The sequence below is a fragment of the Thaumasiovibrio clandestinus genome (assembly GCF_047250365.1).
GTDB lineage: Bacteria > Pseudomonadota > Gammaproteobacteria > Enterobacterales > Vibrionaceae > Thaumasiovibrio.
Genome location: NZ_JBLBVL010000002.1, coordinates 404,572 through 424,468 on the forward strand (window position 1 = coordinate 404,572; position 19,897 = coordinate 424,468).

The window sequence follows — 19,897 nt, forward strand, 5'->3', positions numbered from 1 at the left end:
AGACAACAGTCAGTGTCTAGAGGTGAAAGTGAAACAGCTCGATAAGCTTCGCTGTTGACTTAATCTAGTGCCTCAAGCCCCCACTTATACAGTGCATTTTTCTTTACACCATGGATCTCGGCCGCCAGTGCTGCCGCTTTTTTCAACGGCAGTTCTTTGGCCAAGATCGCCGTTGTGCGCGTTGCCTCTGCTGGCAATGCTTCTTTCTCAACGCGATGCCCAGCGACCAAGACTACCATCTCGCCGCGAATACGATTACTGTCTTCGCCAAGCCACTCGATAAGCTCTCCCAATGGTGCACCATGAATGGTTTCAAACGTTTTTGTTAACTCACGCGCCAATACCACTTGACGTTGAGGGCCAAAAACTTCTTGCATATCAGCAAGAGAGTCTAAAATACGATGAGGGGACTCATAAAAAATCAAGGTTCTAGCATCGCTCAGCAAGGCATCGAACACATCTCGACGCCCTTTACTTTTCGGGGGTAAGAATCCCTCAAAGCTAAACCGATCCGAAGGGAGCCCTGATGCACTAAGGGCGGTAATGACAGCACAAGGCCCCGGTAAAGGAACAACTTTAACACCAGCCTGACGACAACGGTTTACAAGATGGTATCCTGGGTCGCTTATAAGCGGTGTGCCTGCATCTGACACCAGTGCAATAGACTGGCCCTGTTGCATTTGAGTGATAAGGGCATCCGCTTTTTGCTGTTCATTATGATCATGCAATGCAAAAGTTCGGGTAGTAATACCAAAATGGGATAGCAATCGGCCAGTATGGCGGGTGTCCTCGGCAGCAATAACATCAACTGCCTTCAAGACATCAAGGGCTCGTTGCGTAATATCACCTAAATTACCGATAGGAGTGGGAACAATAAAGAGTGTTGCGTCAGATTCCACACTACTATTTTTATCAGTCATTTGTCTAAGATCTCTTCAGCCAGTAAGATAGAGAGTAATTTGATACGGTCGAAAAAATACAATGCTCAAGTTTACTCATAAGCGTAAAAGTGTAACACGTCTTATCGTCCCTGTGACATTTGCCGTTGTGCTTACAGCCTGTAGCTCGTCACCGAAGCTACCCACTAGCGTTGACATTGCAACGCCAGCCACACTCACTGCTGAGCAATACCTCATTTATGCTGATAGCAGCGAGGGAAGTCTTGCGGTCGATTGGCAATTGCTAGCATTAAAAGCATTGATCCGTGACGGCATGCTCCCGCAAGCTGATATGCAGTTAGCGCGCATTGCGGTGATGCAGCTAAATCCAAAGCAAACCGCTGAATGGCAGATGGCGAAAGCCAATCTTCGTTACCAACAAGGGGAAACTCAAGAAGCATTAGAGAGCTTGAACTTTCAGCCATGGTGGCAACTTGAGTCCAAACAGTATCGACGTTATTTCCAGCTGCGAACTCAACTAAGCAGTGAGTTGGAAGAGCCAATTGTCGCTGTGCGATCTCGTATCGAGCTAGACAAATACCTCGACCCAGTTCAACAAAAAGCCAATTGGCAATCGGTATGGACGACGTTAACGCAAATCGATAACGAAACGTTAATGGCAACCCCTCTCGCTGACGATGAAACGGTGCTGCGTGGTTGGATCCAGTTACGCCTGCTCGAAGAACGTTACGCACATCGTCCACTGGTTTTTCAAGAGCAACTCAATAGTTGGAAAGCACAAAACCGCTTTCACCCAGCGATTGAATTTATGCCTGAACAGCTAATGATGATAGCGGATATGGAAGTACAGCAAGCCAGCCATATTGCACTGTTATTGCCGCTAAATGGGCGCTTTTCACGTCAAGCTGAGGCGGTACGCAACGGTTTCTTTGCGGCCATGCTTGAAAATGAAAATCGCGATCCAGAGTTGGAAGTCACGGTATATGACACCACGGCACAACCGATGGCCTCGCTGGTCGAGCAATTAGCACAAGATGGCATTGACTATGTCGTCGGCCCACTGATTAAAGAGACAATCAGCGACTTCCAACGCCTTAATGTCGAAAACTTACCTATACTGGCGCTCAATATACCAGACTTGCTACCAGAAGATGATGCGAGCTGCTACTTCACCCTTTCGCCTGAAAACGAAGCACAGCAAGCAGCCCTGCATCTTTTTGATCGTGGCTACCAATACCCTCTAATTTTGGGGCCACAGAGTGATTTTGGTCAACGCGTGAGTGATGCGTTTAATCAGCAATGGCATCAATTAAGCAATCATGATGCTGACTCGCAGTATTATCGCGAGCGGAAAGAGCTACAACAAAAAATTAACGCCGTATTTGGCTTGAAAGAGAGTCAAGAGCGTATCGATCAAATGGAGCAATTACTGGCTCTGCCACTCGAAGCAGAACAGCGCAGTCGCCGTGACATTGACGCGGTGTATATGGTGGCGACGCAAGCAGAGTTAACCCTGCTTAAGCCCTTCATCGAAGTAGCCATTAATCCAGGCACGAGATCTCCAGCGCTATTTACCAGCTCGCGTAGCAACGCTATCGACAGCACAGCTGACGAAAGGCTGGATCTGCAAGGCTTAGAGTTTAGCGACATTCCACTGCTCATTTCTGACCCGGATCAGTTCCAGCCCCGCATTGAAACGATGTGGCCTGACACTAACGCAAATACCATACGCCTAATCGCGCTCGGAATGGATGCCTACTTGTTAACCGAAGAGTTACCTCAAATGCAAGTTATCGATAATCACCAAGCCCACGGCCAAACTGGCGTATTGAGCATTGATGAGAATTGTATGATTACTAGAGAAATTGAGTGGGCTCAAATCAACGGCGATAGCATTGAGTTTGTTCAGCAGTAGGCAAAAGGGACAAACCTACGAAGCCCGTGCTGAAGCTTACCTTCAACAACACGGGCTAATACCTGTCCAGCGCAACTTTCAGGTGCGTGGTGGAGAGATTGACCTTATTATGCGAGAGCAAGCAAAATGGGTCTTCATTGAAGTAAAGTACCGTCAATCGGAAACCTACGGTTCAGGGCTAGACGCGATTGATTGGCGTAAAATACAGCGAATTAAACGAACTGCACTTTATTGGTTGCATAAGAACAAGATCAATAGTGAAATGGTGCCCATTCGCTTCGATGTGGTGTATATCACCAATCACCAGATAGAATGGCTAAAAAATATAGTTCAGGATAGGTAGTATGCTCGACAGCATTAAAGAAAGTTTTACCGAAAGTATTCAAACTCAAATCGCCGCCGCGGAGGCGATCCCTGAGTCCATCGCCCTTGCCTCTCAGGTTATAGTGCAAAGTCTATTAAATGGAAATAAAGTACTCTGCTGTGGTAATGGAGGTTCGGCAGCCAACGCACAACAATTTTCTGCCTGCTTGCTCAACCGCTTCGAAACTGAGCGCCCTAGCCTGCCAGCTCTCGCTCTTACCGCCGATAGCACCACCCTTACTGCCGTTGCCAATGACTACCATTATGACGAGATTTTCTCGAAACAAGTAAGAGCATTTGGTCAAGCTGGAGATATTTTACTCGCCATTTCAACCAGTGGTAACAGTAAAGATATTACTAAAGCGATGGAAGCAGCTGTAACTCGAGATATGACCATTATTGCCCTGACAGGAAAAGACGGTGGTGAGATGGCTGGATTACTTGGCGAGCAAGACGTCGAAATCAGGATCCCTTCGCAACGCACCGCGCGTATCCAAGAGGTACACTTATTCACTCTTCACACTATCTGTGATCTTATTGATCAGGTTCTATTTACCTCACACCATGATTAAAATAGCCCAACACCTCATCGTTGCATTATTGATCCTCCTAACCGCGGGTTGCAGCACGCAGCGCGGTTTATCCTCGCAATGGAAGGATAAACAAATCGAAATGAACGTCGCCGGCCTTGTTAATAAGCCACCTTATCAAAATGCACTACGTGTCAGCGTTATTGCTTATAATGGTGAAGTGCTTTTAGCCGGACAAACCAACGATACTTCACTTAAACGCCAATTTATTGATGATGTACGTGCAATGAGTGATGTCGAGCGCGTTTATGATCAGCTACGCATCGGATCCTTAGCGGATATCAACAGTGTCTCACGCGATACTTGGATCACCGGACGTCTTAAAACCGCTTTGCTTGCTGACAGTAGTATTAATAACGGCACCATTAAATTAATGACCGAAGCGCAAGAGGTCTTCTTAATGGGGACATTACCAAAGACGCAGATCTCACTAGCAACGAACAAAGCAAGAGAGATTGATGGCGTTAAAGAAGTATTTACGATTATCTACCCAGAGTAGTGTCGGCATGAGTAGATAATGATCTCAAGTATCAAACCACTCGCAAAAAAAAGCAGCGCTTCTAGCGCTGCTTTTTCTACTTTATCACCCGCAGAGACGGACGACCTTTCGGTCGTGGTGGTTCTGGCGTTGGATCTTCATCCCCGTCATCCACCACTGCCAACTCTGGTTGAACCTCTGTGATTAATTCGTCATCGATGCCTATATCTGCAGCATCTTCTTCATGAATCGCGTAGGCTGCCTCTGGCTCAAACAGAGTACCTGCGCCGTTTTCCCTTGCATACAAGGCAATCGCCGCATACATAGGAACAACAACAGAGTGTGGACGTCCACTGAAACGAGCATTAAAGCTAATCGCTTCATTACTCAATTCAAGGTTACCCACCGCACGAGGTGCAATATTCAGTACAATTTGCCCGTCTTGGACAAACTCAACAGGCACTCGCACGCCAGTTAACGTCGCATCTACCACCAAATGCGGTGTAAGATCATTTTCAACCAACCAATCATAATACGCGCGCAGTAAGTACGGGCGCTGAGGGGTTAGCTTGCTAATATCCATTACTGACCAGCCAAGCGCATTTCACGTTCTGCTTCAGTCAGTGAAGCAAGGAAAGAATCACGTTCAAAAACACGTGTCATATAGTTTTTCACTTCCTTCGCGCCAGCACCAATTAGCTCTACACCCAATACAGGTAAGCGCCATAGTAAAGGAGCTAGGTAGCAATCAACTAAGCTAAATTCTTCACTCATAAAGTATGAGTATTCAGCAAATACCGGTGCCAGTGCAAGCAGCTCTTCACGCAACTGACGGCGGGCGCGGTCAGCTTCATCAGCACTGCCTTTTTCAATTTTTTCAGCTAGCGAATACCAGTTACGCTCAATGCGATACATCATCAGACGGCTATTACCGCGCGCGACAGGATATACCGGCATTAATGGTGGATGAGGAAAACGCTCATCCAAATATTCCATAATAATGCTCGCCTGGTACAACGCCAATTCACGATCAACCAGAGTCGGCACTGAGTTATATGGGTTTAGCTCAACCAGATCCTCAGGCAGGTTGTTAGGATCAACCAACTCGATTTCTACGCTAACACCTTTTTCAGCAAGAACGATACGCGTCTGATGACTGTACATATCAGAAGCATCAGAATACAACGTCATTACTGAACGTTTATTGGCAGCAACAGCCATTAACCCCTCCAGAACATCTAACAAAGACTTAAAAAGCAATGGGGGCAAACGCCCCCATTGCCGAGATACGATACTAACCCACTAGAATAAACGATTAATGCACATCACGCCAATATTCTTTCTTCAACAGCAAGGTGATGATAAAGAAAAGCACCAAAAAGCCCATGACCCAATAACCTAAACGTTGTCGCTCTATCTTTACGGGTTCCGCCGAATATTCGAGAAAGTTGACCAAATCACGCACCGCAATATCAAACTCAGTCGCGCTCAACTCACCGCGCCCATCCGTTTCTATGCCGGCATACTCCTTAATCATTTCCCCATCAACCAACCGCTCTTCATAAATACGGTAAGGCGTTCCCTGTAGCTCTTCTAGGGCATGCGGCATACCAACACTGGGGAAGACGGTATTATTCACCCCAAATGGACGGCTGGGGTCGACATAAAACGAACGCAGATAGGTGTAAACCCAATCAGTGCCCCGCACCCGTGAGACCATCGTTAAATCTGGTGCCGGGTTACCAAACCATTTTTTTGCGTCGTTATCAGCCATGGCGTTCTCCATTAGATCGCCGATCTTGGCTTGGGCATCAAAAATCAAATTCTGCTTCATTAGATCGGCAGGTATACCGAGATCTTCCGCTACACGTCCATAGCGTTGGTACTGTGTGGAGTGGCAGCCGAAACAGTAGTTCATAAAGAGCATAGCCCCACTCTGCAACGATGCTTTATCACGTAAATCATTGTTGGCCGAATCAAGGTGAACATTTCCACCTCCTGCTGCCAGAACAAAACCAGGCAACAAGGCAAACATGACTAAAATCCATTTCTTCATTTGAATGTCACCCTCTCTGGTAAAGGTCGCGTCGCTTCGTTCTTACTGTAAAAGAACAGCAAAACAAAAAACATAAAATAACCGAGGCTAAAAATGCGCGCTAATAACGTGTAAGTCGCTGTTGCAGGTAATGTTCCCAAAACACCCAGAGCAATAAAGCACACGGTAAATTGGGCAATATTAACCAAATGGACCTTACTTCGATAACGATATGAACGAACCCGGCAGCGATCTAGCCATGGCAGCAAGAACAGCACCACTATCGACGCCCCCATGGCGACAACACCCAGTAGTTTGTCCGGTACCGCACGTAAAATGGCATAGAACGGAGTGAAGTACCAAACCGGGGCAATATGGTCTGGGGTTTTTAATGGGTTCGCCGCTTCAAAGTTTGGTGGTTCGAGGAAGTAGCCCCCCATCTCTGGGTTAAAAAAGATCACATAACAGAATAGGAAGAAGAACACGGCGATCCCAACCATATCCTTGACGGTGCCATACGGATGAAATGGAATAGAATCTATAATGTCGTACTTGTTGCTGTAATAACTATGGAATTTAAACTGGGTTTTGTAGTCCTGCCCTTTCGACCCTTTCGGCAACTTGGTTTCAATCCCATCAGGGTTATTCGAACCCACTTCATGTAACGCTAAAATATGCAGAACAACCAGCAATAACAATACGATCGGCAATGCGATGACATGTAACGCAAAGAAACGATTTAGGGTTGCGCCTGAAATAACATAATCACCACGAATCCATAGCGTAAGATCATCGCCAATCACTGGAATGGCACCAAATAAGGAGATGATCACCTGCGCTCCCCAATAGGACATCTGCCCCCATGGTAGCAGGTAGCCCATAAACGCTTCTGCCATCAAAACAAGGAAGATCAACATACCAAACAGCCACAGTAATTCACGCGGCTTTTGATACGATCCATAAATCAAGCCACGAAACATATGCAAGTAGACCACGACAAAGAAAGCCGAAGCGCCAGTTGAATGCATATAGCGTAGCAACCAGCCATACTCAACATCACGCATAATGTATTCAACAGAAGCAAAAGCTCCCTCGCCAGAGGGCACGTAGTTCATCGTTAGCCAAATACCAGTAATTAGCTGGTTAACCAGAACAAGCATGGCTAATGAGCCAAATAGGTACCAAAAGTTAAAGTTTTTCGGCATCGGATATTCAGATAAGTGCTTACGGTAAGCATTCATCATAGGTAAACGCTTTTCTATCCATTCCATAAAGGCGATCATGATGCGCTCTCCTCATCAACACCGACCAAAATGGTCTGAGCATTTACATAAGTATGGGGGGGGACGACTAAGTTAAGTGGGGCTGGTACCCCTTGAAATACCCGTCCGGCCATATCAAATTTTGAACCATGGCAAGGACAAAAAAAGCCAGATGCGACCCCTTCAACCTGTTCGCCAAAACTACTGGGCAAATAAGTCGGCGAACAACCTAAATGGGTACAAATTCCAACCGCAACGAAAATTTCCGGTCGTAATGAGCGATACGTATTTTTCGCATACTCTGGTTGTTGTGGCTCGATAGAATCAGGGTCGCGTAGCTGACCATTAAGTTGTGCCAATTCATCGACTAGTGCTTGATTACGACGCACAACCCATACAGGCTTACCACGCCACTCAGCACGAATGATCTGACCCTCTTCAATTTTACTGATATCTATTTCAACTGGCGCTCCTGCTGCCTTCGCCTTGGCACTAGGGTTCCATGACTTAATGAAGGGGACAGCGACGGCAGCTGCTCCCACTCCCCCAACGACAGCAGTTGATGCCGTCAGAAAGCGGCGACGGCCGAGGTTTACTGGCGCATTGCTCATCCAATTATACTCCCTTGCGCTCCCCGCATGACGGCGGTGAATCCATTGCATCCTTGGAGCGACAACTAACAGTAAATGACTTTATGATTAGGCTTTGATTGATATTTTACCACCCATTTCCTAACTAAATCATAAAGAAAAGCACACTTTTTGACAAGATAAAGCTACTTTTTTGTAACATTTGTGACTTCAGTAAAGCTTTTTCCGAAACACAATAAAATGAGGAAATAGACAAAATAAACGAGGCGGAAAGAGAGAAGGAGGAGCGTAGATAAAAAAAACCCAGCCATCGGGCTGGGTTTTTTGATGCCATTTCGCGTAAGCGAATATTCCAATAAGGAAATATTAACGCTTAGAGAATTGTGGACGACGACGTGCTTTACGTAGACCCACTTTCTTACGCTCAACTTTACGAGCATCACGTGTCACGTAGCCAGCTGCACGTAGTACAGGACGTAGAGACTCATCGTACTCCATAAGAGCGCGAGTGATACCGTGACGGATAGCACCAGATTGACCAGTGATACCACCACCTTTAACAGTGATGTATAGGTCTAGTTTTTCGATCATGTCAACTAGCTCTAGTGGCTGACGAACAACCATGCGAGCAGTTTCACGACCAAAGTACTCTTCCAGGCTACGCTGGTTGATTACGATATTGCCAGAACCCGGTTTGATAAAAACACGAGCTGCTGAGCTTTTGCGACGGCCAGTGCCGTAGTATTGATCTGCCATTGTCATAATTCCCAATTAGATGTCTAGTACTTGCGGCTGTTGTGCCGCGTGGTTGTGCTCAGTACCCGCGTAAACTTTTAGTTTACGGTACATTGCACGGCCTAGAGGACCTTTAGGAAGCATGCCTTTAACAGCAGTTTCGATAACCATTTCTGGCTTCTTATCGATAAGCTTCTCGAAGCTGATTGACTTAAGACCACCAATAAAGCCAGTGTGGCGGTGGTACATTTTGTCACTCTTCTTAGCACCAGTTACAGTTACTTTTTCAGCGTTGATAACTACGATGTAGTCACCAGTATCAACGTGAGGAGTATATTCTGGCTTGTGCTTGCCACGTAGGCGAGATGCGATTTCTGTCGCTAGACGACCAAGAGTTTTACCTTCTGCGTCAACAACATACCAGTCACGTTTTACAGTTTCTGGTTTAGCAACGAAAGTTTTCATGCTAATAATTACCCGATTTAAATAGTTTCACTTCAAGGAGCAGAATGCTCCCACTGTCTTAGAGCCTAGCGCACCCCTTCGAGTGTTAGGAACTCCCGGCAAAAAGCCGTACAGGTTTGTGGGTCGCAAAATTATAGAGAAGTGTGGGGAAAAAATCACCTTGTTTTTCAAAAAAAGTGGGGATTTTTGTTTAAACAGCAAAACTCTCCGTTTAACTTCCCTTCCTTAATGCCGTTTTATCGCCATGACTTCAACAAAATGTGCATTACGCAGGTAAGTGAGGACGAGAAAGGTAAGCGTGACTCTGCATTTCAATGAGCCGTGAACAACAACGTTCAAACTCAAAAGATAAACGCTTTCCCGTATAAAGCTGTGTCATCGGCACTTGTGCCGATATAATTAATTTTACATTACGCTCATAAAATTCGTCCACTAAGGCAATAAAGCGCCGAGCAGCATCGTTCATCTCGTCCCCCATCTGCGCGACATTACACAACAGTACAGTATGATAAATTCGCGCAATCTCCATATAATCAATTTGGCTTCGCGCGGTAACACAGAGAACGGCAAACTCAAATTGGACAACTCCATCACATTCGCTAAGTGTCAATAATTCACGATCATTAATCATAATCGCTGCCTGCTCTGTCCATGGCTTGACCCGCAACTGCGCAAAGTAGTGCGTCATATTTGCGCTTGCAGCCTCATCTAATGGTGCATGATAAATCTCAGCCTGCTCTAAAGTGCGTAAGCGATAGTCGATTCCACCATCCAAGTGCAGTACGTCACAATGCTGTTCTAATAAAGCAATGGCAGGCAAAAAGCGTGCGCGTTGTAGCCCATTGCGATAAAGATCATGTGGTGGAATGTTTGAGGTCGCCACTAAGCAGACACCACGCCGAAACAGTGCATCAAACAGCGTTCCCAATAGCATCGCATCGGTAATATCAGACACAAAAAACTCATCAAAACAGAGAATGTCTGTTTCGTGCGCTAGTTTGTCGGCAACCAGTAACAGCGGGTCACTCTGACCATCTAACAGCCCCAGCTCATGATGGACACGGTGCATAAAACGATGAAAATGGACGCGCATTTTGCGTGATGTGGGAAGGCACTCATAAAAAAGATCCATCAAATAGGTCTTGCCTCTGCCCACGCCGCCCCACAAATAGAGGCCTTGCTCTGGGGCTTTATCCACTGTTTTTTGTGGTTGCCAACGCTGCCACCATGAACGTTTATTGTCTACCCTTACTGATGCTTTTGCGGTTATCAAGCGCTGATAAAGGCCTTCTAAGCATTCAACCGCCGCTGCCTGCGCTGCATCAGCATTAAATCCATCTTGCTGTAGATCTTGTTGGTAACGTTTTCGTGGTGTCATTCCATACTCCAAGTCACATCCTTATGCCATCGAGTGTACCATGCGCGATATATAGCATGTATAGTGAGCCTAGACGTTAGTTTTTCCCCTTGTCAAAGGAGTGTTTATGACAATGACCCATGCAATCATCTATTTTATCGTCGGTACTGTTGTGGGGGCACTATTCACCCGCATGCTGACTCAGAAAAGTAAACAACAAAAAGATCTCCAAAAAGATCTAGATAAATCACGCTATGAGCTAGAGCAATACCGCCAAGAGCTAACTGACCACTTTGCTCAAAGTTCAGCGCTGATGGACAACATTGCGAAAGATTACAGCAAGCTGTATCAGCACATGGCAAAAACATCGGCAGAGATGATGCCAAACTTACCCAGCCAAGATAACCCATTTGCGGCTCGCATTACCCAACTGACTCCGGTTTCTGACGAAGCCGCAGAGAAGCCAGAAGAGGTAAATGATGGCATCGCTGAGAGCCCAAAGGCTAATGATGCGACCGCACCAAAAGATTATTCCAATGAGGCAACCGGCTTGCTCAGTGGCGATAGCTCTATTCATATTAATTCCGCAGAGACCAAAGCCAGTTAATGCCATTTTGTTAACTAACTATTGAAATTGTTGGAACTAAACTCCAGTACATAAGTCATACAATCACTTGTGATACTGGAGTTGATTTATGAAAAAAACACCGTTGTTTGCAATTAGTGCTTTTGTGCTAGCTCTCTCTAGCGCAGTGAGTACAAGTCTTCCTGCCCAAGCGGCACTTCCTATGGCTGTTAACGGCCAAGAACTTCCTAGCTTAGCCCCAATGCTACAAACCGTCACCCCAGCAGTGGTGAGTATTTCGGTTGAGGGAAAGCAGGTTTCACGACAGCGAATTCCTGAATCTTTCCGTTTCTTTTTTGGTGATGATGTCCCTGCTGAACAGGTTCGTGAACGGCCGTTTCGAGGGCTCGGTTCTGGTGTCATTATTGACGCTAAACAAGGCTACATCGTCACTAACCACCATGTTATTAATGGGGCGGATACCATTCGCGTCCAACTGCACGACGGGCGTGAATTTGATGCCGATCTGATCGGCAGTGACGGCATGTCCGATATCGCGCTACTGAAAATAGATAAGCCGCAACAGCTAACCGAGATTAAGATTGCCAACTCCGACTCACTCCAGGTTGGCGATTTTGCCGTTGCCATCGGCAACCCTTTTGGCTTGGGACAAACGGTAACGTCTGGCATTATCTCTGCGCTTGGACGTAGCGGATTAAATATCGAGAATTTTGAAAACTTCATTCAAACAGATGCTGCCATTAACAGCGGCAACTCAGGTGGCGCACTAGTTAATCTTAACGGCGAGCTTATTGGGATTAATACTGCAATCCTTGGCCCAAATGGCGGCAATATTGGGATTGGTTTTGCGATTCCATCAAACATGGCATCAAACTTGGTTGAACAGATCCTTGAGTTTGGCGAAGTCCGTCGCGGGATGCTCGGCGTTCAAGGTGGGGAGCTAACCTCTGAGCTAGCAGAAGCTTTTGGTTATGAAACTAACCATGGTGCCTTTGTCAGCCAAGTGGTTCCAGACTCAGCCGCTGAACAAGCAGGCATTGAAGCTGGTGATATCATCATTTCCGTTGATGGTAAAAAGATCCGCAGCTTTAGCGAACTCAGAGCAAAAATTGCCACGCTTGGTGCCGGTAAAACGGTCTCACTGGGTATCTTACGTGATGGCGAATCCCTCGACTTAACTGCCGAACTACAAGAGTCTTCTCAGTCGCGCCTTTCTGCCGACAGTCTACATAAAGCACTAGCTGGTGCTGAACTTACCAACACTGATGGCGGCGTAAAAGTAGAGTCGGTACGTGAAGACTCTCCGGCTGCTCGCGCTGGTCTACTCGCAAACGATGTCATTATTGGTGTTAATCGCCAGCGAGTCCGCAATCTGGGTGAGCTACGCAAGGTATTAGAAAATAGCAGTGGTGCTATCGCCCTAAATATACAACGAAATAATACTAACCTGTATTTAATGCTGCGTTAGTTTTTGCCACGCTCCATAAACGCCACCCTTGGGTGGCGTTCGTGTTTATGTGCACTCTTTTACTACTTTTCATATAAGGAGAGTGCTATTCTCACTTCTTTAGTTCGTGATTTACGGGGAGAAAAATGATTCGTTTTCTTGGGCGCTCGATTATGCTCGGTATCTTAACCGCTGCTGTTCTACTACTGGTCATGCCTGAGTTAAGAAACGCATCCCCTAACTTTACTCTGCCTATCGCCTCGGAAGAAGAACTTCCCCCAGCATTCTCTTTTAACCATGCCGTCCGTCTCGCTTCACCTGCCGTGGTCAATATTTATAGCCGCAGATATGGCAACAATAATCGCTTGCTGCTAAGCACTGAAGGTTTAGGCTCTGGCGTCATTATGAGCGACAAAGGGTTTATTGTGACCAACAACCATGTCGTTGAACAAGCAGATCAAGTGGTTGTCGCGCTGCAAGATGGACGAATTTTTACCGCTCAGCTACTTGGTAAAGATCGCCGCACTGATCTTGCCGTATTAAAAATCCAAGCTGACAACTTACCGGTTATTCCACTTAACGACGAGTATGAGCCTGCGGTTGGCGATGTTGTACTGGCAATTGGTAATCCATATAACCTCGGACAGACCACCACCTACGGCATCATTTCGGCCACTGGTCGATCAGGATTGAGTGCCTTTGGTCGACAAGATTTTCTCCAAACCGATGCCGCCATCAATAACGGTAACTCGGGGGGCGCATTAGTCAATACACGCGGTGAACTTGTCGGCATTAATACCGCCTCATTCCAGCAAGCCTACGATGTGGATACATATGGTATCTCGTTCGCTATCCCATATAAACTTGCCGCCAAGATTATGCAAAAACTCATCGCTGACGGGCGCGTGATCCGTGGCTATATTGGGATTGATGGACGTGATGTCACCCCAGCAATGAGCCATTTAGTTGACGCGGACGATATCACGGGGATCATCGTATTGGGCATGGATCCTAACGGCCCTGCATTTCACGCAGGTTTAAAGGTCCAAGACATCTTACTCGAAATTGATAACAAACCCGTGATGGGTAAACGTAACGTGCTTGATATGGTAACAGAGTTGCGCCCGGGAACAACGGTGCCAATGAAAGTGCTACGTGACGGTGAGATGATAACATTAGAGATCACTATCGCTCAGGTTCCGCATGACGATGAATAACTCTAACGCTATTAGCGCCAAAAGACCGGCATAAAAAAAGGCTTGCCATTGGCAAGCCTTTTTTTATTGCGTCCTTCAGTCACGAAAGCGCTCAATCTTCATTCCAAGACCACGAAGCTTATCTTCGATATGCTCATAGCCACGGTCAATATGGTAGATACGATCAACAATGGTTTCACCCTGAGCAATATTACCCGCGATAACCAATGAGGCAGATGCGCGCAAATCAGTGGCCATCACTTGTGCACCACTCAACCCTTGAGTATCACCACAAATGACTGTATTGCCTTCGATTTCAGCATGAGCGCCCATGCGGATCAACTCAGGAATATGCATGAAGCGATTTTCAAAGATCGTTTCCGTAATGATCCCTGTTCCTTTCGCAACCAGGTTTAGCAAAGAGAATTGCGCTTGCATGTCTGTTGGGAAGCCCGGGTGAGGTGCCGTACGGATGTTTACCGCTTTCAGCTCTCGCCCTTCCATGTCGATCGAGATCCAATCATCACCCGTCTCTACATTTGCGCCGGCTTCTTCCAATTTCGCTAATGCCGCTTCAAGCAGGTGTGGGTCAGTATTACGACACGTCACATTTCCACCAGAAATCGCCGCTGCCACCAAAAAGGTGCCCGTTTCAATCCGGTCAGCAACAACGCTATGGTATCCACCACCAAGACGCTCAACCCCTTCGATAACGATAGTGTCGGTACCTGCACCGCTAATTTTCGCGCCCAAGGTATTTAAGAACGCTGCGGTATCGACAATTTCCGGCTCCTTGGCCGCATTCTCAATCACCGTTTTGCCTTCAGCCAGCGTTGCGGCACACATAATGGTAACCGTTGCACCTACACTGACCTTGTCCATGACGATGTGCGCGCCTTTCAGGCGACCATCAACACTCGCTTTAACATAACCTTCTTCTAATACAATCTTAGCGCCAAGTTGCTCAAGGCCAACAATGTGCAAATCAACCGGGCGTGCACCAATAGCACAACCACCTGGCAATGAGACTTGGCCTTCACCAAATCGTGCGACCAAAGGACCTAACGCCCAAATGGAGGCACGCATGGTTTTAACCAGATCATACGGTGCACAAAAGTTATCCACCTGGCTGGCATCAACGTGCACAGAGCCATTACGACGAACTTTCGCACCAAGTTGCTCTAATAGAGCCATGGTTGTATCGATATCTCGAAGTTTAGGCACATTGGCCACTTCAACAGGCTCTTCAGCCAGTAAAGCAGCAAACAAAATAGGCAGTGCTGCGTTCTTTGCCCCAGAGATAGCCACTTCGCCACATAGTGGACCGCCACTCTGGATTCGGAATTTTTCCATTACAACCTCTTAGGAAAGCGACATCAATTTCTTATCGCGCGCCCACTCTTCGGGCGTATACGCTTTAATACTCAATGCATGTATTGCATTTGTGGCAATATGCGTCATTAACGGTGCATAAATTGCCTGTTGTTTCTTCACACGGCTCATGCCGGCAAACATTTCACTGACAGCAATCACTTCATAGTGGCTACCGTCACCTTTTACGATTACTTCATCTAACGACAGCGCCGTTTGAAGTATTTTTTGAATTTCTGTTATTTCCACAACGCTGTCCTCACAATTTCTACTTCGCCGTTGCTAACAACTCTTCAGCATGACTTAGGCGCAGTAAAGTCATCAATTGCTGTGGTATATGTCGAAATGACACCTCTACCCCAGCTTTACGGTATTCAGTGGCTAAATGTATCAACATCGCCATGCCCGCAGAGTCTACCCGAGTTAACCGCGATAGGTCGAGTATTACAGATAATTGTTGTGGCATTAATGCAGCTCTTTGCTTCCAAAGTGCTAGGACATGCTCTCGCTCAAGTGCCCCTTGCAAAAAAAAGACTCCAGCTTGCTGCTCAACGATGTCAGCCATTTTGTGCCTCGGCGCTCTGTTTAGCGATTGGTTTGGCGGCCAATACTTCCAGTTCCTCTGCAACGGCTGCTGCTCCATTTGCGCGTATCTTGGCCCCCCACTCATTTTGCATCGTGGTCAGTAAGCTCACCCCTTCTGCCGTCATATCAAAACCTTGCCATTCGCCGGTTTTCTTATTTTGACGCATCGCAAAATCAATGCGGATCGCTGGGCGCTTCGGATCAATAATCTCAACACGGACGGTAATAATATTTCGTCCTTCAGGGATCGATTTATCACCTTCAACCTTGACTGTCTGTCCTTCATACTGCGTTAGCACTTGGGCATAAGAGGCGACCATGTATTCCGTAAAGGCCAAGACAAACAGCTCTCTGTCCTCTTTACTGGTTTGTCGCAGTTGAGGTCCTAAGACTTTATAAGCGGCATAACGTGCGTTTACATAAGGTAAAAATAGCTCTTTTACCAAACCACGCAAATGTTCTGGGTCAGCTTGAATGCTTTCCTGCTCAGCCGCTAAGCGCGCAAATGCCTCGTCAGCGACCTGATTCATCATGGTGTACGGATTTGATTTGTCTACTTCGGCCTGTGCAAAGAGTGAAAATAGTGCCAATGCAGCCACTGCGATCCATCGTTTCATTGTCTATACCTCTCTATTCACTGCCACCAACGCTATAGAGCACTTGTCCTATCATGTCCTCTAGCACCAATGCAGGCTTTGTGTCATACAAAAAATCACCATCACCAAGCATATCGATATCATCATCAATAAAGCCAGGATGAATACCGACATATTGTTCTCCCAACAAGCCTGCCGTTAAAATTGATGCTGAGCTCGTTTCTGGAAAATACCCATACTCCTGGCCTATCTGCATCGTCACAATTGGGACATAGGTCTCTTGGGCGAGCTCAATCGCAACAACACGCCCCACGACCACACCACCAATTTTGACAGGAGAGCGTACTTTCAAACCACCGATATTGCTAAACTCGGCTTTCAAACGGTAAGTATCGCCATTCGATAACGCATTAACATTGGCTACATTCATCACCAACACTAACAGTGCCGCTATTCCAGCCAACACGAAACTGCCCACCCAAAGTTCCAGTTTTTGGTTCTGTTTCATCCCTAATTCCCAAACATTAATGCCGTTAATACAAAATCTAGCCCCAAGACGGCCAGCGACGAATTGACCACAGTGCGAGTTGTTGCTCGACTCAATCCTTCTGATGTCGGTACGGCATCATAACCGTTAAATACCGCTATCCAAGTTACTGTTACCGCGAACACCAAAGATTTAATGATGCTATTACCAATATCATAGCCCAGGCTTACCGATGCCTGCATTGATGCCCAGAAACTACCGTAATCGATTCCTTTCCAATCCACACCAACAATCTGCGCACCATAAATGCCAACGGCAATAAAAATCACGCTCAGCAGTGGCATCGCTATCACCCCAGCCCAAAAACGAGGTGCAATAACTCGCCGCAACGGATCGACAGCCATCATTTCTAAACTCGACAACTGTTCAGTTGCCTTCATTAAACCAATTTCAGCCGTTAATGCCGAACCAGCTCGACCAGCAAACAGTAGTGCTGTTACCACTGGTCCCAGCTCACGTAGCAAAGAGAGAGCCACCATTTGACCGAGGCTGTTTTCGGCGCCGAAATCGACTAAAACAATGTAACCTTGCAAGCTTAACACCATGCCGATAAAGAGTCCCGACACGGCAATAATCGCAATCGAAAGCACGCCAACAAAATAGAGCTGTTTCAATAATAACGGAAACATAATTCGCGGCTGTGGACGGCCAACTAGCGCCCCCCACATCACCATACTTGCCCGCCCCAAACTACGGCACATAGTGAGGCTTTTTTCACCCAGGCTCGCGATATAATTAACCATCATGGCCAAATAGCTCCTCTGCCAATGACTGTGCTGGGTATTGGAATGGTACTGGCCCATCCGCATCACCATCTAAAAATTGTCGTACCTTGGGATCCTGATTTGCCGTTAAAGAGGCAGGCGTCCCCGATGCAATGATCTCGCCTTCAGACATTAAATAGACCCAATCAGCAATACTCATCACTTCTGGCACATCATGACTCACTACTATCGACGTTAACTGAAGCGCCTGATTAAGCTCACTAATCAACTTCACCAGCACTCCCATTGTGATGGGATCCTGCCCAACAAAGGGTTCATCAAACATGATCAATGCCGGATCCAAGGCGATGGCACGTGCCAACGCCGCACGTCTAGCCATGCCACCAGACAATTCACTGGGCATCAGTTTTGCTGCGCCACGTAACCCCACCGCTTCTAATTTGAGCATGACCAGAGTTCTTAATACCGGTTCAGGAAGATCAGAATGTTCTCGCAACGGATAGGCGACGTTATCAAACACCGTCATATCGGTGAACAGTGCACCAGATTGAAACAACATACTCATTTTCTGTCGCGCCACATAGAGTGCGCGTCGACCCAATGTCGGAATGTTATCGCCGTCAAAATTAATCGTGCCTTGATCTGGGCTAAGCTGGCCGCCAATCAGCTTTAACAATGTCGTTTTGCCAATACCTGACGGCCCCATAATGGCGGTGACTTTTCCGCGAGGGACATCTATACTGATATTTTTAAAAATGGTTCGTTGTCCACGAGAAAACGTTAAATTCCGGACAGAAACCAGTATGTCTTCCTGCTGCATGGCAATCCCTTCGCCTCGACATGTTCGCAATACGAAATAATTTGAATAAGAATTTGATGATAGGTGGAACAGAGATGTAACTCAAGCAACCCACTGTCAACTGTTTGCAAACAGTTAACCATAAAATGGCTCTTAGTTTTGAACTACAACTGTGATTTGTGCTTGATTTCCGTTTAGAACTCCACTCTAATTTAGCGGATTGATCTGATGTTAGCATTGAGTGTTCATCTATCTTCAGTCTACAACAGCTTACGTCTATTATATAAATTGCCGAGACTCGTGACCTTTCTTTCACCTTTTTCTTGTCGCGGCAAACTTTTACCTCGACGTAATACAGGCTCAATACCAACAAGGGACAACCATGCTCGAAGCCATTCTGTTTTTATTACTTGGCCTGGTGCTACTCGTCTGGAGTGCCGACCGATTAGTGTTTGGTGCTGCCGCACTGGCACGCAACTTTGGCATTTCACCGCTAGTGATCGGTATGACCATTCTTGCTATGGGCTCATCAGCACCCGAGATGATGGTCTCTGCTACCGCGGCACTGGAAGGAAAAACCGATACCGCAGTAGGAAACGTGATTGGCTCCAATATCGCCAATATTGCCCTCATCCTTGGTGCAACAGCCCTGCTCAAGCCCCTCGCTATTAGTTCTGGTATCTTAAAGCGTGAAATGCCATTAATGCTCGGCGTTACACTGATTGCCGGCGTTCTGCTTTGGGACAACCACCTCGGCTTCCCAGAAGGCCTGTTTCTAATCGTACTCTTTGTGATCTTTATTTTAGCGATGATCCGCATCAGCCATAAAGAGAGCAATCAGCATGACCCACTAGAAAGTGAACACGACGCTGAAATACCCAAAGGGGTAAAGAATAGCGTTGCTGGTATTTGGCTGGTGATTGGGCTACTCATCCTGCCTTACTCTGCAGATTTGCTCGTGACCAATGCCGTCATTATTGCCAAGCATTTTGGCATGAGTGACCTTGTTATAGGCTTAACCATCATCGCCTTTGGCACCAGTTTGCCAGAACTCGCGGCCTCTATCGCCGGGGTACTAAAAGGCGAAGATGATATGGCTGTCGGCAACATTATTGGCTCTAACGTCTTTAACATACTCGCAGTTATGGCTATTCCCGGCATTTTACATCCCTCAACCATTAGCCCACTAGCAATGCATCGCGACTATTACGTCATGCTAGCGCTATCTATTGTCCTCGTCTTGATGTCAATTGAGAAAAAACCGAAGATCAGTCGGGTTGAAGGGGCACTATTGATCAGCTGCTTTATCGCCTATCAAGCCTATCTGCTTTATAATACCTCCGCCTAAACGGAGAA

Annotated in this window: 24 protein-coding genes; 8 read left to right on the forward strand and 16 right to left on the reverse strand. The window is 46.7% G+C overall.

Going from position 1 to position 19,897, the window contains the following annotated elements; genetic code table 11:
• Positions 1-59: 59 nt before the first annotated feature.
• The gene (gene rsmI / locus ACKLNH_RS04890) at positions 60-920 is read right to left on the reverse strand and encodes a 16S rRNA (cytidine(1402)-2'-O)-methyltransferase (protein ID WP_413111119.1); all 861 of its coding nucleotides are present in this window, start codon (positions 918-920) and stop codon (positions 60-62) included.
• 61 nt (positions 921-981) lie between these two features.
• On the opposite strand from rsmI, the gene ACKLNH_RS04895 reads away from it, so the two are divergent.
• Genes ACKLNH_RS04895 through ACKLNH_RS04910 form a run of 4 tightly spaced genes read left to right on the forward strand, consistent with a single transcriptional unit; the run spans position 982 to position 4,266 of the window.
• Positions 982-2,814: a penicillin-binding protein activator gene (locus ACKLNH_RS04895; protein ID WP_413111120.1), complete on the forward strand. Its 1,833-nt coding sequence runs from the start codon at positions 982-984 to the stop codon at positions 2,812-2,814.
• The gene (locus ACKLNH_RS04900; RefSeq protein ID WP_413111121.1) at positions 2,795-3,157 is read left to right on the forward strand and encodes a YraN family protein; all 363 of its coding nucleotides are present in this window, start codon (positions 2,795-2,797) and stop codon (positions 3,155-3,157) included. Before ACKLNH_RS04895 ends, ACKLNH_RS04900 begins: the two co-directional genes overlap by 20 nt.
• Before the next feature lies 1 nt (position 3,158).
• A complete protein-coding gene (locus ACKLNH_RS04905; protein ID WP_413111122.1) occupies positions 3,159-3,749 on the forward strand; it encodes a phosphoheptose isomerase in 591 nt (196 codons plus the stop codon).
• On the forward strand, positions 3,742-4,266 hold the full coding sequence (locus ACKLNH_RS04910; RefSeq protein WP_413111123.1) for a BON domain-containing protein: 525 nt from the start codon (positions 3,742-3,744) through the stop codon (positions 4,264-4,266). The genes ACKLNH_RS04905 and ACKLNH_RS04910 overlap by 8 nt, the downstream gene beginning before the upstream one ends.
• A 76-nt stretch (positions 4,267-4,342) precedes the next feature.
• Here the strand turns inward: ACKLNH_RS04910 and sspB are convergent, their stop codons facing one another.
• The 8 genes from sspB to zapE all read right to left on the reverse strand — a co-directional run bounded on the left by sspB (position 4,343) and on the right by zapE (position 10,710).
• The gene (gene sspB, locus ACKLNH_RS04915; protein WP_413111124.1) at positions 4,343-4,828 is read right to left on the reverse strand and encodes a ClpXP protease specificity-enhancing factor; all 486 of its coding nucleotides are present in this window, start codon (positions 4,826-4,828) and stop codon (positions 4,343-4,345) included.
• A complete protein-coding gene (gene sspA / locus ACKLNH_RS04920) occupies positions 4,828-5,466 on the reverse strand; it encodes a stringent starvation protein SspA (protein ID WP_413111125.1) in 639 nt (212 codons plus the stop codon). Before sspA ends, sspB begins: the two co-directional genes overlap by 1 nt.
• 94 nt (positions 5,467-5,560) lie before the next feature.
• Positions 5,561-6,301, reverse strand: coding sequence for a cytochrome c1 (locus ACKLNH_RS04925; RefSeq protein ID WP_413111126.1), 741 nt, complete (start codon positions 6,299-6,301; stop codon positions 5,561-5,563).
• Entirely contained in the window at positions 6,298-7,563 is a 1,266-nt protein-coding gene (locus tag ACKLNH_RS04930) for a cytochrome b (protein WP_413111127.1), read from the reverse strand. Before ACKLNH_RS04930 ends, ACKLNH_RS04925 begins: the two co-directional genes overlap by 4 nt.
• Positions 7,560-8,153: a ubiquinol-cytochrome c reductase iron-sulfur subunit gene (gene petA / locus ACKLNH_RS04935; protein WP_413111128.1), complete on the reverse strand. Its 594-nt coding sequence runs from the start codon at positions 8,151-8,153 to the stop codon at positions 7,560-7,562. Before petA ends, ACKLNH_RS04930 begins: the two co-directional genes overlap by 4 nt.
• A gap of 345 nt (positions 8,154-8,498) precedes the next feature.
• Positions 8,499-8,888 (reverse strand): 30S ribosomal protein S9, encoded by a 390-nt coding sequence (gene rpsI / locus ACKLNH_RS04940; protein WP_413111129.1) that lies wholly within the window; start codon positions 8,886-8,888, stop codon positions 8,499-8,501.
• Positions 8,889-8,903: 15 nt separating this feature from the next.
• Positions 8,904-9,332, reverse strand: coding sequence for a 50S ribosomal protein L13 (gene rplM / locus ACKLNH_RS04945; RefSeq protein ID WP_413111130.1), 429 nt, complete (start codon positions 9,330-9,332; stop codon positions 8,904-8,906).
• A gap of 265 nt (positions 9,333-9,597) precedes the next feature.
• On the reverse strand, positions 9,598-10,710 hold the full coding sequence (zapE, locus tag ACKLNH_RS04950; protein WP_413111131.1) for a cell division protein ZapE: 1,113 nt from the start codon (positions 10,708-10,710) through the stop codon (positions 9,598-9,600).
• 106 nt (positions 10,711-10,816) lie between these two features.
• Here zapE and zapG point away from each other — a divergent pair, with 106 nt between their 5' ends.
• From zapG to degS, 3 genes are all read left to right on the forward strand, one after another.
• The gene (zapG, locus tag ACKLNH_RS04955) at positions 10,817-11,296 is read left to right on the forward strand and encodes a Z-ring associated protein ZapG (RefSeq protein ID WP_413111132.1); all 480 of its coding nucleotides are present in this window, start codon (positions 10,817-10,819) and stop codon (positions 11,294-11,296) included.
• An 88-nt stretch (positions 11,297-11,384) separates the two neighbouring features.
• Positions 11,385-12,743 carry a Do family serine endopeptidase gene (locus tag ACKLNH_RS04960; RefSeq protein WP_413111133.1) on the forward strand — a complete coding sequence of 453 codons (1,359 nt, stop codon included), beginning with the start codon at positions 11,385-11,387 and terminating at the stop codon, positions 12,741-12,743.
• Between the two features lie 125 nt (positions 12,744-12,868).
• Complete coding sequence (gene degS, locus ACKLNH_RS04965; RefSeq protein ID WP_413111134.1) at positions 12,869-13,939, forward strand: outer membrane-stress sensor serine endopeptidase DegS; 1,071 nt, start codon at positions 12,869-12,871, stop codon at positions 13,937-13,939.
• Between the two features lie 75 nt (positions 13,940-14,014).
• On the opposite strand, the gene murA is transcribed toward degS, so the two are convergent.
• From murA to mlaF, 7 genes are read right to left on the reverse strand one after another with little or no spacing between them, the layout of a single operon-like run.
• On the reverse strand, positions 14,015-15,271 hold the full coding sequence (gene murA, locus ACKLNH_RS04970; protein WP_413111135.1) for a UDP-N-acetylglucosamine 1-carboxyvinyltransferase: 1,257 nt from the start codon (positions 15,269-15,271) through the stop codon (positions 14,015-14,017).
• A 9-nt stretch (positions 15,272-15,280) separates the two neighbouring features.
• Positions 15,281-15,538: a BolA family iron metabolism protein IbaG gene (gene ibaG / locus ACKLNH_RS04975; protein ID WP_413111136.1), complete on the reverse strand. Its 258-nt coding sequence runs from the start codon at positions 15,536-15,538 to the stop codon at positions 15,281-15,283.
• Between the two features lie 19 nt (positions 15,539-15,557).
• Positions 15,558-15,854: an STAS domain-containing protein gene (locus ACKLNH_RS04980; RefSeq protein ID WP_413111137.1), complete on the reverse strand. Its 297-nt coding sequence runs from the start codon at positions 15,852-15,854 to the stop codon at positions 15,558-15,560.
• Positions 15,847-16,491, reverse strand: coding sequence for a phospholipid-binding protein MlaC (gene mlaC / locus ACKLNH_RS04985; protein ID WP_413111138.1), 645 nt, complete (start codon positions 16,489-16,491; stop codon positions 15,847-15,849). The genes ACKLNH_RS04980 and mlaC overlap by 8 nt, the downstream gene beginning before the upstream one ends.
• 13 nt (positions 16,492-16,504) lie before the next feature.
• Complete coding sequence (gene mlaD / locus ACKLNH_RS04990; RefSeq protein ID WP_413111139.1) at positions 16,505-16,978, reverse strand: outer membrane lipid asymmetry maintenance protein MlaD; 474 nt, start codon at positions 16,976-16,978, stop codon at positions 16,505-16,507.
• Positions 16,979-16,980: 2 nt separating this feature from the next.
• Positions 16,981-17,763, reverse strand: a complete 783-nt coding sequence (gene mlaE, locus ACKLNH_RS04995; protein ID WP_413111140.1) for a lipid asymmetry maintenance ABC transporter permease subunit MlaE — start codon at positions 17,761-17,763, stop codon at positions 16,981-16,983.
• Positions 17,753-18,562 carry a phospholipid ABC transporter ATP-binding protein MlaF gene (mlaF, locus tag ACKLNH_RS05000; protein ID WP_413111141.1) on the reverse strand — a complete coding sequence of 270 codons (810 nt, stop codon included), beginning with the start codon at positions 18,560-18,562 and terminating at the stop codon, positions 17,753-17,755. Before mlaF ends, mlaE begins: the two co-directional genes overlap by 11 nt.
• A 361-nt stretch (positions 18,563-18,923) precedes the next feature.
• Here mlaF and ACKLNH_RS05005 point away from each other — a divergent pair, with 361 nt between their 5' ends.
• Complete coding sequence (locus ACKLNH_RS05005; protein ID WP_413111142.1) at positions 18,924-19,889, forward strand: calcium/sodium antiporter; 966 nt, start codon at positions 18,924-18,926, stop codon at positions 19,887-19,889.
• Positions 19,890-19,897: the final 8 nt, after the last annotated feature.

Excerpts from the sequence above, each read along its gene's own strand:
- rsmI (WP_413111119.1), bottom strand. The coding sequence starts at position 920 with ATGACTGATAAAAATAGTAGTGTGGAATCTGACGCAACACTCTTTATT.
- ACKLNH_RS04895 (WP_413111120.1), top strand. The coding sequence starts at position 982 with ATGCTCAAGTTTACTCATAAGCGTAAAAGTGTAACACGTCTTATCGTC.
- ACKLNH_RS04905 (WP_413111122.1), top strand. The coding sequence starts at position 3,159 with ATGCTCGACAGCATTAAAGAAAGTTTTACCGAAAGTATTCAAACTCAA.
- ACKLNH_RS04910 (WP_413111123.1), top strand. The coding sequence starts at position 3,742 with ATGATTAAAATAGCCCAACACCTCATCGTTGCATTATTGATCCTCCTA.
- sspB (WP_413111124.1), bottom strand. The coding sequence starts at position 4,828 with ATGGATATTAGCAAGCTAACCCCTCAGCGCCCGTACTTACTGCGCGCG.
- sspA (WP_413111125.1), bottom strand. The coding sequence starts at position 5,466 with ATGGCTGTTGCTGCCAATAAACGTTCAGTAATGACGTTGTATTCTGAT.
- ACKLNH_RS04925 (WP_413111126.1), bottom strand. The coding sequence starts at position 6,301 with ATGAAGAAATGGATTTTAGTCATGTTTGCCTTGTTGCCTGGTTTTGTT.
- ACKLNH_RS04930 (WP_413111127.1), bottom strand. The coding sequence starts at position 7,563 with ATGATCGCCTTTATGGAATGGATAGAAAAGCGTTTACCTATGATGAAT.
- petA (WP_413111128.1), bottom strand. The coding sequence starts at position 8,153 with ATGAGCAATGCGCCAGTAAACCTCGGCCGTCGCCGCTTTCTGACGGCA.
- rpsI (WP_413111129.1), bottom strand. The coding sequence starts at position 8,888 with ATGGCAGATCAATACTACGGCACTGGCCGTCGCAAAAGCTCAGCAGCT.
- rplM (WP_413111130.1), bottom strand. The coding sequence starts at position 9,332 with ATGAAAACTTTCGTTGCTAAACCAGAAACTGTAAAACGTGACTGGTAT.
- zapE (WP_413111131.1), bottom strand. The coding sequence starts at position 10,710 with ATGACACCACGAAAACGTTACCAACAAGATCTACAGCAAGATGGATTT.
- zapG (WP_413111132.1), top strand. The coding sequence starts at position 10,817 with ATGACAATGACCCATGCAATCATCTATTTTATCGTCGGTACTGTTGTG.
- ACKLNH_RS04960 (WP_413111133.1), top strand. The coding sequence starts at position 11,385 with ATGAAAAAAACACCGTTGTTTGCAATTAGTGCTTTTGTGCTAGCTCTC.
- degS (WP_413111134.1), top strand. The coding sequence starts at position 12,869 with ATGATTCGTTTTCTTGGGCGCTCGATTATGCTCGGTATCTTAACCGCT.
- murA (WP_413111135.1), bottom strand. The coding sequence starts at position 15,271 with ATGGAAAAATTCCGAATCCAGAGTGGCGGTCCACTATGTGGCGAAGTG.
- ACKLNH_RS04980 (WP_413111137.1), bottom strand. The coding sequence starts at position 15,854 with ATGGCTGACATCGTTGAGCAGCAAGCTGGAGTCTTTTTTTTGCAAGGG.
- mlaC (WP_413111138.1), bottom strand. The coding sequence starts at position 16,491 with ATGAAACGATGGATCGCAGTGGCTGCATTGGCACTATTTTCACTCTTT.
- mlaD (WP_413111139.1), bottom strand. The coding sequence starts at position 16,978 with ATGAAACAGAACCAAAAACTGGAACTTTGGGTGGGCAGTTTCGTGTTG.
- mlaE (WP_413111140.1), bottom strand. The coding sequence starts at position 17,763 with ATGATGGTTAATTATATCGCGAGCCTGGGTGAAAAAAGCCTCACTATG.
- mlaF (WP_413111141.1), bottom strand. The coding sequence starts at position 18,562 with ATGCAGCAGGAAGACATACTGGTTTCTGTCCGGAATTTAACGTTTTCT.
- ACKLNH_RS05005 (WP_413111142.1), top strand. The coding sequence starts at position 18,924 with ATGCTCGAAGCCATTCTGTTTTTATTACTTGGCCTGGTGCTACTCGTC.